The organism is Pseudomonas sp. W2I6, assembly GCF_030815935.1.
In the GTDB taxonomy this organism is placed as follows: Bacteria; Pseudomonadota; Gammaproteobacteria; order Pseudomonadales; family Pseudomonadaceae; genus Aquipseudomonas.
Genome location: NZ_JAUSXJ010000001.1, coordinates 4,463,178 through 4,476,600, shown reverse-complemented (window position 1 = coordinate 4,476,600; position 13,423 = coordinate 4,463,178). Strand labels below are relative to the sequence as shown.

15 protein-coding genes are annotated in these 13,423 nt (G+C 61.8%); 10 read left to right on the top strand and 5 right to left on the bottom strand.

What is annotated here, in order from left to right:
• Window positions 1-22 precede the first annotated feature (22 nt).
• The 5 genes from QF039_RS20500 (at window position 23) to QF039_RS20480 (ending at window position 5,079) form a co-directional block, all read left to right on the top strand.
• On the top strand, window positions 23-736 hold the full coding sequence (locus tag QF039_RS20500; RefSeq protein WP_307520382.1) for a GntR family transcriptional regulator: 714 nt from the start codon (window positions 23-25) through the stop codon (window positions 734-736).
• The gene (locus tag QF039_RS20495; RefSeq protein ID WP_177041386.1) at window positions 733-1,734 is read left to right on the top strand and encodes an ADP-ribosylglycohydrolase family protein; all 1,002 of its coding nucleotides are present in this window, start codon (window positions 733-735) and stop codon (window positions 1,732-1,734) included. The genes QF039_RS20500 and QF039_RS20495 overlap by 4 nt, the downstream gene beginning before the upstream one ends.
• Before the next feature lie 198 nt (window positions 1,735-1,932).
• Entirely contained in the window at window positions 1,933-3,399 is a 1,467-nt protein-coding gene (locus QF039_RS20490) for a cytosine permease (protein WP_063027958.1), read from the top strand.
• Window positions 3,392-4,312 carry a PfkB family carbohydrate kinase gene (locus QF039_RS20485; protein WP_023659250.1) on the top strand — a complete coding sequence of 307 codons (921 nt, stop codon included), beginning with the start codon at window positions 3,392-3,394 and terminating at the stop codon, window positions 4,310-4,312. Before QF039_RS20490 ends, QF039_RS20485 begins: the two co-directional genes overlap by 8 nt.
• 38 nt (window positions 4,313-4,350) lie before the next feature.
• Complete coding sequence (locus tag QF039_RS20480; RefSeq protein ID WP_307520377.1) at window positions 4,351-5,079, top strand: bifunctional 2-polyprenyl-6-hydroxyphenol methylase/3-demethylubiquinol 3-O-methyltransferase UbiG; 729 nt, start codon at window positions 4,351-4,353, stop codon at window positions 5,077-5,079.
• A gap of 128 nt (window positions 5,080-5,207) precedes the next feature.
• Here QF039_RS20480 and QF039_RS20475 read toward each other — a convergent pair whose 3' ends face one another.
• The 5 genes from QF039_RS20475 to QF039_RS20455 form a co-directional block, all read right to left on the bottom strand.
• Window positions 5,208-5,588, bottom strand: coding sequence for a Rho termination factor N-terminal domain-containing protein (locus QF039_RS20475; protein ID WP_177041392.1), 381 nt, complete (start codon window positions 5,586-5,588; stop codon window positions 5,208-5,210).
• 57 nt (window positions 5,589-5,645) lie between these two features.
• Window positions 5,646-5,912: a hypothetical protein gene (locus tag QF039_RS20470; RefSeq protein ID WP_004371249.1), complete on the bottom strand. Its 267-nt coding sequence runs from the start codon at window positions 5,910-5,912 to the stop codon at window positions 5,646-5,648.
• A gap of 51 nt (window positions 5,913-5,963) precedes the next feature.
• Window positions 5,964-6,317: a hypothetical protein gene (locus tag QF039_RS20465; RefSeq protein WP_102604805.1), complete on the bottom strand. Its 354-nt coding sequence runs from the start codon at window positions 6,315-6,317 to the stop codon at window positions 5,964-5,966.
• A gap of 85 nt (window positions 6,318-6,402) precedes the next feature.
• On the bottom strand, window positions 6,403-7,596 hold the full coding sequence (locus QF039_RS20460; RefSeq protein ID WP_307520370.1) for an MFS transporter: 1,194 nt from the start codon (window positions 7,594-7,596) through the stop codon (window positions 6,403-6,405).
• Window positions 7,597-7,682: 86 nt separating this feature from the next.
• Entirely contained in the window at window positions 7,683-8,342 is a 660-nt protein-coding gene (locus QF039_RS20455; RefSeq protein ID WP_177081039.1) for an HD domain-containing protein, read from the bottom strand.
• A gap of 112 nt (window positions 8,343-8,454) precedes the next feature.
• On the opposite strand from QF039_RS20455, the gene QF039_RS20450 reads away from it, so the two are divergent.
• The 5 genes from QF039_RS20450 (at window position 8,455) to araH (ending at window position 13,404) form a co-directional block, all read left to right on the top strand.
• On the top strand, window positions 8,455-8,934 hold the full coding sequence (locus QF039_RS20450) for a GNAT family N-acetyltransferase (protein WP_004371239.1): 480 nt from the start codon (window positions 8,455-8,457) through the stop codon (window positions 8,932-8,934).
• Window positions 8,935-9,083: 149 nt separating this feature from the next.
• Entirely contained in the window at window positions 9,084-9,905 is an 822-nt protein-coding gene (locus QF039_RS20445; protein WP_004371237.1) for an SDR family oxidoreductase, read from the top strand.
• A gap of 31 nt (window positions 9,906-9,936) precedes the next feature.
• Window positions 9,937-10,917, top strand: coding sequence for a substrate-binding domain-containing protein (locus tag QF039_RS20440; RefSeq protein ID WP_177041398.1), 981 nt, complete (start codon window positions 9,937-9,939; stop codon window positions 10,915-10,917).
• Window positions 10,914-12,422: an L-arabinose ABC transporter ATP-binding protein AraG gene (gene araG, locus QF039_RS20435; protein WP_004371233.1), complete on the top strand. Its 1,509-nt coding sequence runs from the start codon at window positions 10,914-10,916 to the stop codon at window positions 12,420-12,422. Before QF039_RS20440 ends, araG begins: the two co-directional genes overlap by 4 nt.
• Window positions 12,423-12,438: 16 nt before the next feature.
• On the top strand, window positions 12,439-13,404 hold the full coding sequence (araH, locus tag QF039_RS20430; RefSeq protein WP_004371231.1) for an L-arabinose ABC transporter permease AraH: 966 nt from the start codon (window positions 12,439-12,441) through the stop codon (window positions 13,402-13,404).
• The last annotated feature ends 19 nt before the right edge of the window (window positions 13,405-13,423 follow it).

The window sequence follows — 13,423 nt, the reverse complement described above, 5'->3', positions numbered from 1 at the left end:
GCTTTCGGTTATCAATTTGTACATGATTAGACATGTCCGATTTGATAAGAAAAAACGCGTCGTCGACGAGCTGATCCGCCGTATCGAGGGTGGAGTGATGGCCGACGGTGTCCTGCTGCCGGGCGAGCACCAACTGGCCGAAGAGTTTTCCGTCAGCCGCGGCACCCTGCGTGAGGCCCTGGCCGAGCTCAAGCGCCGCAGCTACATCGCTACCCAAAGCGGTGTCGGCTCCATCGTCACCTTCGACGGCATGGTGCTCGACCAGCGCAGCGGCTGGGCCCAAGCCCTGGCCGACACCGGCGCGGTGGTGACCTCCGAAATCCTGCGCCTGGAAGCCGTCACCCGTCCGGACCTGCTCAGCCGTCACGGCAGCGACCAATTCATCGCCCTCGACCGCCGCCGTCGCGCTGCCGACGGCACGTTCGTGTCCCTGGAGCGCTCGCTGATGCCGGCCTCGGGTGGCCTCGAAAGCCTGCCGCAAGTCGGCCTGATCGATAATTCCCTGACCATCACCCTGGCGGCCTATGGCTATGTCGGCGCCACCGGCAACCAATGGATCGGTGCCGAGCCTCTGAACGAAGAAGACGCCCAGCTCCTGGGGCGCCCGGTGGGCACAGTGTTCCTCAAGGCCCTTCGCACCACCTACGACCGCCAGGACCGCTTCATGGAATCCGTCGAAAGCTTGCTCGACCCTCTGCATTTTCGCTTGCACCTTGAATTTGGAACACCGACATGACCGCCACCACCCGCGCCCTCGGCGCCTTCTACGGCCTGGCACTGGGCGATGCGTTGGGCATGCCCACCCAGTCCCTGAGCCGCGAGCAGGTCAAGGCGCGTTTCGGCGCGATCACCGGCCTGGAAGATGCCGACGCCGATCAGCCGATCGCGCCGAACATGCCCAAGGGCTCGATCACCGATGACACCGAACAGGCGATCCTCGTCGGCCAGTTGCTGGTGGACGGGCAGGGCAGGATTGAACCCACCGAACTCGCCCAACGTTTGATCGACTGGGAAGCGGTGATGCGCGCCAAGGGTTCCCAGGATTTGCTGGGCCCCTCGACCAAACGGGCGATCGACATGATCCTGGCGGGCCATACCCCGGAAGAGTCCGGGCGCTACGGCACCACCAACGGCGCCGCCATGCGCATCACCCCGGTGGGCATCGCGGCGGACGTCAACGACCCGGCGCAGTTTATCCAGGCGGTGATCCAGGCGTGCCAGGTCACCCATAACACCAACCTGGGCATCTCCAGCGCCGCGGCGGTGGCGGCGGTGGTTTCCGCCGGGATCAACGGCGTCGATCTGGGCGAAGCGCTGAACATCGGCACGCAGATCGCCCAGCAGGCGGAAAACCACGGTCACTGGATTGCCGGCGGGCGTATCGCCACCCGCATCAGTTGGGCGCGCACCTTGAGCGTCGACAGCGGCGACAAGGCGCTGTTTACCGACCTGCTTTACGAATTGATCGGCACCTCGGTGGCGTCCCAGGAATCGGTGGTGGTGTCGTTTGCCCTCGCGCAGCAAGTCGCGGTGGGTGAAATGAACGCCATCGAAGCCCTGTGCATGGCCGCCAGCCTCGGCGGCGACACCGACACCATCGCGGCGATTCTCGGCGCGATGCTCGGTGCGTGCCTGGGGATGCAGTGCTGGCCTGAGGCGATGATCGAACAGGTCAAGCAGGTTAACCAACTGGACCTGGAACCCTTGGTCCAAGGCCTGCTCGAGCTGCGCTGAGCACCGCAGATCGAAACATGTGGGAGCTGGCTTGCCTGCGATAGCGGTCGATCAGTTGGTGAATCATCGACTGACACCACGCTATCGCAGGCAAGCCAGCTCCCACATTGATCCAGTCGAGTCAGGAAGACCGGCACACAGATTCAACTTGCCAACCTGCCACAACCACAAAAAAACAGGCATCAGGAGCACCCCACCATGAGTACGTCCTCTTCCGGCCAAAGCGCCGGGCAATTGGAAACACGCGGCATCGAGCCGGTCCCGGAAGGCGAGTGCAACGGCCATCCGCTGCAACTGTTCTGGGTCTGGTTTGCGGCCAACATCAGCATCCTCGGCTTGCCCCTGGGCGCGACCCTCGTAGCGTTTCGCGGCCTGGCGATCTGGCAGGCAATCATCGTGGCGATCCTCGGCGCCGCCGGCTCGTTTGCGGTGGTGGGCATCATCTCCATCGCCGGCCGTCGTGGCCGTGCACCGAGCCTGACCCTGTCCCGGGCGATCTTTGGCGTACGCGGCAATATCGGCCCGACGCTGGTGTCGCTGATGTCGCGCCTCGGCTGGGAAACCGTCAACACCACTACGGCTGCGTTCGTGCTGTTGTCGTTGTGTTCGATCCTGTTCAATTCGCCGGTTGCCGCCAAAAGCGCTCCGGTACTGACCCTGCTGTTCATCGGCATCTTCGTGCTGCTGACCCTCGCCGTGTCGGGCCTGGGCCATGCCACCTTGCTGGTGATCCAGAAGTGGGCCACCTACGTGTTCGGCGCACTGAATATCCTGGTGGGCGGTTTCCTCTGCGCCACCATCGATTGGAGCGCGGTGTTCAACGCCACGCCTGCGCCGTTGAGCGCGATGATCATTGGCATCGGCACCATGGCCGCCGGTACGGGTATCGGCTGGGCCAACGCCGGTGCCGACATGTCGCGCTACCAGCACCGCAGCGTCAAGGCTGTGCGCCTTGTGGCCTCTGCGGCATTCGGTGCGGGGATTCCGCTGGTGCTGTTGATCACCCTCGGCGGTTTGCTGTCGGTGGGCAACAACGACCTGGCGTCGGCCACTGACCCGATCATCGCGATTCGCGACATGCTGCCGACCTGGATGGCGGTGCCGTACCTGATCACCGCGTTTGGCGGGCTGTTGCTGTCGAATAACCTGTCGGTGTACTCGGCGGGCCTCACCACATTGACCCTCGGCTTGAAGGTCAAGCGCGTGCACGCAGTGATCGTCGACATCGTCGCGATCTTCGCCGGTTCGATCTACTTCATGCTGATCGCCGACAGTTTCTACGGCCCGTTCATCACCTTCATCTCGCTGCTGGCGGTACCGATCACCGCCTGGGTCGGGATCTTTGTGGTCGACCTGATTCATCGCCACTACTACAGCCCCAAAGACCTGCTGGACGTAACGCCAAGCAGCGCCTACTGGTACCGTGGCGGGGTTGAATGGCGTGCATTTGGCGCCTGGGCGATTGCGATCGTGCTGGGCTTCAGCTTCACCACCATCGGCACCACGGCCGAGAACATCTGGTTCGCCGGTCCGCTGTCCGATTCGTGGCTGGGCCACAACGGCCTGGGCTGGATCGTCACCTTCCTGGTGGCCGGCGGGATTTATGCGGTACTGGGTGGCGCGGCTGATCGTCGCCCGGCTTTGGTAGAGAGCGCTAATGTCTAGATTGCTGCACAGCGGCCAGGTCATCGTTGACCTGGTCATGTCCCTCGACACATTGCCTGCCACCGGTGGCGATGTATTGGCCAACTCCGCCAGCTTCGAAGCCGGCGGTGGCTTCAACGTGATGGCCGCGGCCCGACGCAACGGCTTGCCGGTGGTCTACCTGGGCCGCCATGGCACCGGCCGCTTCGGCGACCTGGCGCGCGCGGCGATGCAGGCCGAGGGCATTGAAATGGCCCTGGCCGCCAGCGACGACAAGGACACAGGCCTGTGTGTGTCCCTGACCGAAGCCACTACCGAGCGCACCTTCATTTCCCATATTGGCGCTGAGGGTGACTTGCTGGCGCAAGACCTGGCCAATGCGGTACCACGCGACGACGACTACGTGTACGTCAGCGGCTACAGCCTGCTGCTGGAAGGCAAGGCCCAGGCGTTGCTCGATTGGCTGTTGGCATTGCCGCGCCAGATCACGGTGGTGTTCGATCCGGGCCCGCTGGTGAAGGCACCGGACTCGGCCTTGATGGTCGCCCTGTTGCCGCGTATCGACATCTGGACCAGCAACGGGCCGGAAGCGCTGGCCTTTACCGGCGCGAGCGATCTGGCGGGGGCATTGCTCAAGCTCAACGAGCACTTGCCCGCCGACACCTTGCTGGTGGTGCGCGATGGACCGAATGGCTGCTGGATCAGCCGTAATGGCCAGGCCGAGCATGTGCCGGGATTCAAGGTCAAGGCGGTGGACAGCAACGGTGCCGGCGATGCTCACGCCGGGGTGTTTATCGCCGGCCTGGCCAATGGTTTGGCGCCAGCTGTCGCGGCACGTCGCGCGAACGCGGCGGCGGCCTTGGCGGTCACGCGCTGGGGGCCGGCCACCTCACCGGGCACGGCTGAAGTGGATGCGTTGTTGAGCGAGGGCTGATTCGGCAGAATAGTCGCCATTCAGCACGGAGCAGCGTCATGACCCAGAACATCTACGACACCGAGGTTTTCTTCGAGGGCTACAGCAAAATGGGTCGCTCGGTAGAAGGCCTCGCCGGCGCTCCGGAGTGGCCGGCTTTGCAAGCCATGCTACCGCCGGTGCCGGGGTTGAAAGTGGTGGACCTGGGTTGCGGTTACGGCTGGTTCAGTCGTTGGGCCCAGGAGCAGGGCGCCGAACAGGTGCTGGGGCTGGATGTCTCGCAAAAGATGCTGGCGCGGGCCAAGGAGATGACGTCCTCTTCGGCCATCACCTACGGCATCGCCGACCTGGAAAAACTCGACCTTCCGAATGCCGCTTTCGACCTGGGCTACAGCTCATTGGCGTTTCATTACATCGTCGATCTGAAAGGCCTGTTCGCGCGCATCCATCAAGCGCTGGTCCCGGGTGGGTGGTTGGTGTTTTCCATCGAACACCCGATCTTCATGGCACCCCGGCAACCGGGCTGGCTGATTGATGAGCAAGGGCGCAAGAGCTGGCCGGTGGACAGCTATCAGATCGAAGGACCACGGGTCACCAACTGGTTGGCAGATGGCGTGATCAAACAACATCGCACCGTAGGCACGTTGCTGACGCTGTTGATCCAGGCGGGGTTCACCCTGAGCCATGTCGACGAGTGGGGGCCGAGCGAAGCGGACCTGAAGGCCCGTCCCGCACTGGCAGAAGAGCTTGAACGCCCAATGATGCTACTGGTGGCCGCCCACCGCTGATTCCTTGGGTGAAAACCCGACCAAAAATGTGGGAGCGGGCTTGCTCGCGAATGCGGTGGCTCAGCCAATGAATCTGGCACTGATACACCGCTTTCGCGAGCAAGCCCGCTCCCACATTTTGTTCCGCGTTAACCGGCCTTTTTCAGCGCCTCAATCAACTCATCCTTGCGCATGGTCGAGCGCCCGGGAATGTCCTTGGCACGCGCTTCTCTCAGCAAGCTTTCCTTGGTCTGCGTACCCAGCGAAACCCGGCTGTTACGCGGATGCCCCTCACGGCTGGCAGCAGCCCGCTTGGCCGACTCATGCCGGTCCTGGGACTTCTTCGCCGGCGCCTTGCGCTGGCCTGAACCGCCGGCCTTTTCGCCGCCGCCAGACTGCTTGTTGACGGTGGCCCAGGCCCGCGCCTCGGCTTCTTCTTTCGACAAGCCCTGGTGCTCATAACTCGCTTCGATATGGGCGGCCTTGCGCTTCTGTTCGGTGGTGTATTTGGCTTTGCTTCCACGAGGCATTGCGATACTCCTTCTGGCCCTCATACAAAATACGAGGGCCAGACCAGGCAAGGTGTGTTATTGGCCCGCTTCGCTTTCCAGCTTGCGAGCCGCTTCCACGCCGGACGCGGTGAGCTTGATCGGCAGGTTCAGCGAATGTTCACCGGCATCGTTGCAGGTCACATGGCCTTCCTTGATCCACCCGCGGTCCTGCAAGGTGGCCAAGGCGCTGGCTACCACTTTTTCACCTCGGTAGTTGTCCAGCACTTCTTTGCCCAACCCACTGGGATGAGCGTGGAGCAGACGGGTGAGGACTTCTTTTTCAAGGTTGTGATCGACGTTCATGCATACCTCTTCACTGGGAAATGGTTGGGTGTTCGTCTGACTGATACTTGCTTAAGGGTGTGGCTGTTTTGGCGCGCCGGGAACATTGGAGTCGTCGCCACCCGGCGTGACGCTCTTGCCGGTACCGGTGCCCATTTTTCCGTTTTCAACATCAGTGCCCAAGCCCTGGCGATTTTGGTCATTGCCCTGCACGCGTGGGTCAGTGCCGCTCGGGTCCACGGTGGAACCGCCATCAATCGCTTTGCTGCCGGTGCCCATGGAGTCCTGGGACTTTTGGGTGGCAGGATTTTCCGGGCTGCCGATGGGATTCGTCGGGCCGGTGGAGGTTGAGGCGGCAAAGCTGCTCAGCGAAACCGCAGACAGCAAACCGGTGAGGGCGAGGGCGGCAAATTTGGAAGTCGTCATGATGGTGTCTCCATATGATTAATGTCCTTACCTGATATTGGTCCGCCCTCGTTTGTGATTCGTGCCTCGATACCGACGAACGGTCTTAGGTCGCTTGTAAGATTTTGTGTGACGAGATTCGGCGCCAGATCAACCGCGCCACCGTGATCAGCCAATTGAGCAGCGCCACCGCCAGTACGCTCATCAACAGGGTCGGCATGCCGTATTCGACGATGACCTTGCCCGCCAGCAGCGGGAAACCGAACACCCCGATAAAGTACGCCAGGCTGAACAACAGCAACGCCTGGGAGGTGGTGCCAGCGGGTGCCTCGTTCGCAGCCAAACCATTGATCACCGAATACGTCAGGCCGTAACCGACGCCCAGAGTGACGGCTGCCAGCAGGTAGCTGTAGTTGCCGCTGACCCTGAACCCGAACAGGAAAATCGACACCAGCATCAACCCCGACAACACACACGCCGCCCAATACGGATCAAGCTTGACCACGATGCCGGCGATCAGCAGGCGGCTGGTAATCGCCGCACTCATGAAGCCCAGGAAGAACAGCGAATAGTCCAGCCCGTGCAACGCCGCGTAGCTGGTCTGGAAACTCGACAGCCCGCCAAACACGCAACCGCCGAGGCCCACCATGATGATCGCGAACACCGCTTTCGATGACAGCACCTGGCGCGTGGCCGACCAGGAAATCTTCGCCACCGGCGCGGTGTGTTGACTCAGCGCGCGACCCAGTCGCCAGAAAATCAGCACACCCACCAGGCTCGCCAGCGCTGCTATATGAAAGGCCGCCGTCAGCGAAAAATCCAGGGCACTTGCCGCCCGCCCCAGCAGTGGCCCGGAGCCGATTCCGGTCATCATGCTGCCCGACAGCAGTGCGAAATATTTGGCCCGCTGCGCCGGTTCCACCAACATCGCCACGATGATCGGACCCAGCGTATAGAAGACGCCCCAGCCCAATCCCAACGACAAGCCAAAGAACATCAAGCCCTCGCCGACCCCCGGCGCCAGCGCAAAGCCCAGGCACGCCACCACCAGCAATACGCCGAGCAGGGCGATCGACCTGGCAGCCCCCAGCAGGTCGGCCAGATGCCCGGAAACCAGCACCGCCACAAAGGTGCTGAGCATCGCCATGGAGATCACGCTGCCGGCGTCGTGTTCGTTGCCGCCGCGCGAATGGATCAGCAGCGACAGCAAGAATGTCGAGCCATAGGACAGGGAGAGCAAATAACTGGCGAGGCAGAAGAGGGCGAACAGTTTTCCGCCGACCGCAGGTGAGGCGTGCATGGGGGAGCCTTGCGTCTGTTGGATTTATGCCCAACTTTTTACCATGCACGGCACGTGGGATTGTTCTGTGGTTCGCGGCGCTTGCGTTAGCCCGCAGCGGAGTATGGCGTGCCTATTTCTTCGATGAACAGGTTCATGAAACCCTTCAACCGCTCATGGCGCGCCAGGGCCATGCGTTGCCCCGTCGGCGTCTGAAATCCGCCCGCCAGATGCAGCAGCTTGGTCTGGAAATGGTCGAGGCAAAAGCGCTTGTCGTCGTACTCGCGATGCTGCGCCGTTGGGTCAGCCGGGTCATACAGCCCGCTGCCCATGCGCCCGGCGATATAGAACGTGCGGGCCACGCCGATCATGCCGAGGGAGTCCAAACGGTCGGCATCCTGCATGATCTTTGCCTCGAGCGTCACCGGAATAAGGCCCGCCGAAAAGCTGTGGGTCTCGATGGCGTGGGTCACCGCTGCAATCTTCCCGGGCTGCCACGCCAGCCCCTGCAAAATCTCCCCGGCCTTGTCTGCCGCCAGTTTCGAAGCCTTGGACCGCAACGGCGAATTCTTCTCCACTGCCACGCAGTCGTGCAGCAACACGGCTGCCAGCAGCACCTCGGGATCGCCGCCTTCCTCAGCCTGGATCAAGCGCACGTTGTGCCATACCCGCTGCAAATGGGACAGGTCGTGGGCGCCGTCTTCCGAAGGCTCAAGGGCGTGAGGCAATAACGTCGCGGCGAGGTCGGTCAAGGGCGTGAAGGGCATGGGGGTTCTCAAAGGTCGATGGCCTGCAGCTTAGCCGCGATTGAAATTGCACTGCAATCGGTCATTAAAGCGCCTTAGTATGTGTGCTTTATTTCCCTGACAAGGCCTGCCCATGACCATCGAGATTCGCCCCGCCGTGCCCAGCGATGCTGCGCAGATCCTGACCTTCATCACCGAGCTTGCCGACTATGAAAAAGCCCGGCACGAAGTGATCGCCAGCGTGGTGGACATCGAGCGCAGCCTGTTCAGTGAAGGTGCCACCGCCCACGGCCTGATCTGCCTGCGCGACGGTTTGCCGATCGGCTTTGCGGTGTTCTTTTTCAGCTATTCCACGTGGCTGGGCAGCAACTGCCTGTACCTCGAAGACCTGTACATCAACCCCGAGCAACGCGGTGGCGGGGCGGGCAAGAAGTTGCTGCGCCACCTGGCGAAAATCGCCTGTGACAACGGCTGCGGGCGTTTCGAGTGGAGCGTGCTGGACTGGAACGAGCCGGCCATCGCGTTCTACAAATCCATCGGTGCCCAGCCCCAGGAAGAGTGGGTACGCTACCGCATGGAAGGCGACGCCCTCAGGGATTTCGCACAAGGTTAAGTGTGCATAAAGGACCGGCTTTTAAAGCCGGTTTTTTTATATATTTGCTCACTATATGGGATGATAATTTATATATTGAGATGTTCCGGTTTCTGGGTTTATAGTCTTGCGCATCAGCACTCACTACCAAAAACAAAACAGGTGAAGCGATGCAGGCACAACCGTTGTCGTTACCTCCGGTGCCCGAGCCGACTTACGGCGAGCGACTGAAGAACAAAGTCGTGGTCATCACCGGTGCCGCCCAAGGCATTGGCGAGGCTATCGTCGCCTGCTTCCAGGCTCAGCAGGCGCGCCTGGTGATCGGTGATATCCAGGGCGAGAAGGTCGAGCAGGTCGCCGCCCACTGGCGCGAACACGGCGCCGAGATCTACGCACAACCTGTCGACATCACTTCCAAGGATCAATGGCGCGCCCTGGTGGACGTAGCCATCGAACGCTTTGGCCGCGTCGATGTGCTGGTCAATTGCGCCGGCGTCAACGTGTTCCGCGACCCGCTGGAAATGACCGACGAAGACTGGCGCCGCTGCTTCGCCATCGACCTCGACGGCGCCTGGTACGGCTGCCGTACCGTGTTGCCGCACATGATCGAGCAAGGCATCGGCAACATCATCAATATCGCCTCCACCCATTCCAGCCACATCATTCCCGGCTGCTTCCCGTACCCGGTGGCCAAGCACGGCCTGCTCGGGCTGACCCGCGCGCTGGGCATCGAATACGCGCCCAAGGGCATCCGCGTAAATGCCATCGCGCCGGGCTATATCGAAACCCAGCTCAACGTCGATTACTGGAACGGCTTTGCCGACCCGCACGCCGAGCGCCAGCGTGCCTTCGACCTGCACCCGCCCAAGCGCATCGGCCAGCCGATTGAAGTGGCGATGACGGCACTGTTTCTTGCGACCGATGAGGCGCCCTTTATCAATGCCACCTGCCTGATGATCGATGGTGGGCGGTCGGTGATGTACCACGATTAAAACTTTTCCAAATAACAAGAAGAGGTGGTTCATGCTCAAGAAAACACTAGGCACCCTTGCCCTCACGATGGCGCTCAGCGGCCTGGCCTCTGCCGAAGAAGTAAAGATCGGCTTCCTGGTCAAGCAGGCGGAAGAGCCCTGGTTCCAGACCGAATGGGCCTTCGCTGAAAAAGCCGGCAAGGACCATGGTTTCACCGTGATCAAGATCGCCGTGCCCGACGGCGAGAAGACCCTGTCCGCCATCGACACCCTGGCCGCCAACGGCGCCAAGGGTTTCGTGATCTGCCCGCCGGACGTGTCCCTGGGCCCTGCGATCATGGCCAAGGCCAAGCTGAATAACCTCAAAGTGCTGGCGGTGGACGACCGCTTCGTCGACGCCAAGGGCAAGCCCATGGAAGACGTGCCTTACGTCGGCCTGGACGCCTACAAGATCGGCCAGAAACAAGGCGAGGCCATGGCCACCGAAGCCAAACATCGCAACTGGGACTGGAAGGACACCTACGCCGTCATCAATACCTTCGACGAGCTGGAAACCGGCAAGAAACGCACCGACGGTTCGGTAGAAGGCCTCAAGGCCGCCGGCCTGCCGGTTGACCATATCCTGTTCACCGCGCAGAAAACCCTCGACGTGCCGGGCGCCATGGACTCCACCAACTCGGCCCTGGTGAAACTGCCCAGCGGCGCGAAAAACCTGCTGATTGGCGGCATGAACGACAGCACCGTACTGGGCGGCGTACGCGCCACCGAAAGCGCCGGCTTCAAGGCCACGAACGTGATTGGCGTGGGCATCAACGGCACCGACGCCATCGAAGAGCTGAAAAAATCCGACACCGGTTTCTACGGCTCGATGCTGCTCAGCCCCGATGCGTCCGGCTATAAAACCGCTACCGCGATGTTCGAGTGGGTGACCAAAGGCACTGAGCCTGCCAAGTTCACCGCACTGGATAACGTGACCCTGATCACCCGCGCCAACTTCAAGGAAGAGTTGAGCAAGATCGGTCTGTGGAAATGAACAGCGCCGCAGCAGAAAGCCTGCGCTTCAACGGCATCGGCAAGGAGTTTCCCGGGGTGAAGGCCCTGGCGCAGATCAGCTTTGAAGCGCGGCCCCATTCGGTGCATGCGCTGATGGGCGAGAACGGCGCGGGCAAGTCGACCTTGCTGAAAATCCTCGGCGGTTTTTATCCGCCCAACAGCGGCAGCTTGCAGTTGGGCGAACGCAGCGTGAGTTTCAAGTCGGCGGCCGACAGCATCGCCAGCGGCATCGCAGTGATTCACCAGGAGCTGCAACTGGTGCCGGAAATGACCGTCGCCGAGAACCTGCTGCTGGGGCATATGCCGTCGCGCTTTGGCGTGGTCAATCGCGGGGCGATGGTGCGCAAGGCACGGGAACTGCTCAAGGGCCTGGCGGATGAAATCGATCCGAACATGCGCCTGGGCAGCCTGTCCCTCGGCCAGCGGCAACTGGTGGAAATCGCCAAGGCCATGTCGCGCAACGCCCATGTGATTGCGTTCGACGAACCCACCAGCAGCCTCTCGGCCCGTGAGATCGAGCGGCTGATGGTGATCATCGCCCGGCTGCGGGATGAAGGCCGGGTGATCCTCTACGTGTCGCACCGCATGGAAGAAGTGTTCCGTATCTGCGATGCGGTGACGGTGTTCAAGGACGGGCGCTTCGTGCGCACGTTCGAGGACATGACGCAGTTGAACGTCGACCAGTTGGTCAACTGCATGGTCGGGCGCGATATCCAGGATATCTACGACTACAGGCCGCGCGAGCACTGCGGTGAAGCGCTGCGAGTCGAGGGTTTGCTCGGGCCGGGGTTGCAGGAACCGGTGAGCCTGCAGGTGAACAAGGGCGAGATTCTCGGGCTGTTCGGCCTGGTGGGGGCCGGGCGCACAGAGTTGTTGCGCCTGCTCGCCGGGCTGTCCCGCAGCACCCAGGGGACCCTGGTGCTGCATGGCCAGGCGCAGACGTTCAAGACACCACGGGATGCGATTGCGGCGGGGGTGTTGCTCTGCCCCGAAGACCGCAAGAAGGAAGGCATCGTGCCCCGCGCGAGTGTTGCGGAGAACATCAATATCAGTGCGCGGCGTGACCATGCGCGCTTCGGCTGGCTGATCCAGGGCGGCTGGGAACGCACCAACGCCCAGCGGCAGATCAGCGCGCTGAACGTGCGCACGCCGTCGGCGGACCAGCCGATTCTGTTCCTGTCGGGCGGTAACCAGCAGAAGGCAATTCTCGGCCGCTGGTTGTCGATGCCGATGAAAGTGTTGCTGCTGGACGAGCCGACCCGCGGCATCGATATCGGTGCGAAATCGGAGATCTACCAGATCATTCATAACCTGGCGGCCAGTGGCATCGCGGTGATCGTGGTGTCCAGCGACCTGATGGAAGTGATGGGCATCTCCGACCGCATCCTGGTGATGAGCGAAGGCGCCCTGACCGGCGAATTGACCCGCGATCAAGCGGACGAAGCACGGCTGCTGCAACTGGCTCTTCCGCGTACGCGGGACTGAAGAATACGAGGTGGGTATGTCACAGGTAAAAACTGCAAGAAGCTTCTGGCCGGGGTTCAACCAGCGCAAGTTTCTCGATGATTGGGTCATGCTGCTGGCGGCCTTGAGCATCTTTGTGCTCAGCGCCATCTTCATCGACAACTTCCTCTCGCCGCTGAACATGCGTGGCCTGGGGCTGGCGATTTCCACTGTGGGGATTGCGGCCTGCACCATGCTGTTTTGCCTGGCGTCGGGGCACTTCGACTTGTCGGTGGGTTCGGTGATCGCCTGTTCGGGCGTGGTGGCGGGGATCGTGATTCGCGACACCGACAGCGTGTTCTTCGGCGTGTCGGCGGCGTTGGCCATGGGCCTGGTAGTAGGGCTGATCAACGGCATCGTGATCGCCAAGCTGCGGATCAACGCGTTGATCACGACGCTGGCGACGATGCAGATCGTGCGTGGGCTGGCGTATATCTTTTCCAACGGCAAGGCGGTCGGCGTGATGGACGAAAACTTCTTCGTCTTTGGTAACGGCCAGCTGTTTGGCGTGCCGGTGCCAATCGTCATCACCGTGCTGTGCTTTGTGTTTTTTGGCTGGTTGCTGAACTACACCACCTACGGGCGCAACACCATGGCCATCGGCGGCAACCAGGAAGCGGCGCTGTTGGCAGGGGTGAATGTCGATCGCACCAAGATCATCATCTTTGCCGTGCACGGCGTGATCGGCGCGTTGGCCGGGGTGATCCTGGCGTCGCGGATGACCTCGGGGCAACCGATGATTGGCCAGGGGTTCGAGCTGACGGTGATCTCGGCGTGCGTGCTGGGCGGGGTGTCGCTGAGCGGCGGGATCGGGATGATCCGGCATGTGATTGCCGGGGTGCTGATTCTGGCGATCATCGAAAACGCGATGAACCTGAAGAACATCGACACCTTCTACCAATACGTGATTCGCGGCTCGATCCTGTTGCTGGCGGTGATTATCGACCGCATGAAACAGCGATAAAAAGGGCGCCACACGACCA

Excerpts from the sequence above, each read along its gene's own strand:
- QF039_RS20500 (WP_307520382.1), top strand. The coding sequence starts at position 23 with ATGATTAGACATGTCCGATTTGATAAGAAAAAACGCGTCGTCGACGAG.
- QF039_RS20495 (WP_177041386.1), top strand. The coding sequence starts at position 733 with ATGACCGCCACCACCCGCGCCCTCGGCGCCTTCTACGGCCTGGCACTG.
- QF039_RS20490 (WP_063027958.1), top strand. The coding sequence starts at position 1,933 with ATGAGTACGTCCTCTTCCGGCCAAAGCGCCGGGCAATTGGAAACACGC.
- QF039_RS20485 (WP_023659250.1), top strand. The coding sequence starts at position 3,392 with ATGTCTAGATTGCTGCACAGCGGCCAGGTCATCGTTGACCTGGTCATG.
- QF039_RS20480 (WP_307520377.1), top strand. The coding sequence starts at position 4,351 with ATGACCCAGAACATCTACGACACCGAGGTTTTCTTCGAGGGCTACAGC.
- QF039_RS20475 (WP_177041392.1), bottom strand. The coding sequence starts at position 5,588 with ATGCCTCGTGGAAGCAAAGCCAAATACACCACCGAACAGAAGCGCAAG.
- QF039_RS20470 (WP_004371249.1), bottom strand. The coding sequence starts at position 5,912 with ATGAACGTCGATCACAACCTTGAAAAAGAAGTCCTCACCCGTCTGCTC.
- QF039_RS20465 (WP_102604805.1), bottom strand. The coding sequence starts at position 6,317 with ATGACGACTTCCAAATTTGCCGCCCTCGCCCTCACCGGTTTGCTGTCT.
- QF039_RS20460 (WP_307520370.1), bottom strand. The coding sequence starts at position 7,596 with ATGCACGCCTCACCTGCGGTCGGCGGAAAACTGTTCGCCCTCTTCTGC.
- QF039_RS20455 (WP_177081039.1), bottom strand. The coding sequence starts at position 8,342 with ATGCCCTTCACGCCCTTGACCGACCTCGCCGCGACGTTATTGCCTCAC.
- QF039_RS20450 (WP_004371239.1), top strand. The coding sequence starts at position 8,455 with ATGACCATCGAGATTCGCCCCGCCGTGCCCAGCGATGCTGCGCAGATC.
- QF039_RS20445 (WP_004371237.1), top strand. The coding sequence starts at position 9,084 with ATGCAGGCACAACCGTTGTCGTTACCTCCGGTGCCCGAGCCGACTTAC.
- QF039_RS20440 (WP_177041398.1), top strand. The coding sequence starts at position 9,937 with ATGCTCAAGAAAACACTAGGCACCCTTGCCCTCACGATGGCGCTCAGC.
- araG (WP_004371233.1), top strand. The coding sequence starts at position 10,914 with ATGAACAGCGCCGCAGCAGAAAGCCTGCGCTTCAACGGCATCGGCAAG.
- araH (WP_004371231.1), top strand. The coding sequence starts at position 12,439 with ATGTCACAGGTAAAAACTGCAAGAAGCTTCTGGCCGGGGTTCAACCAG.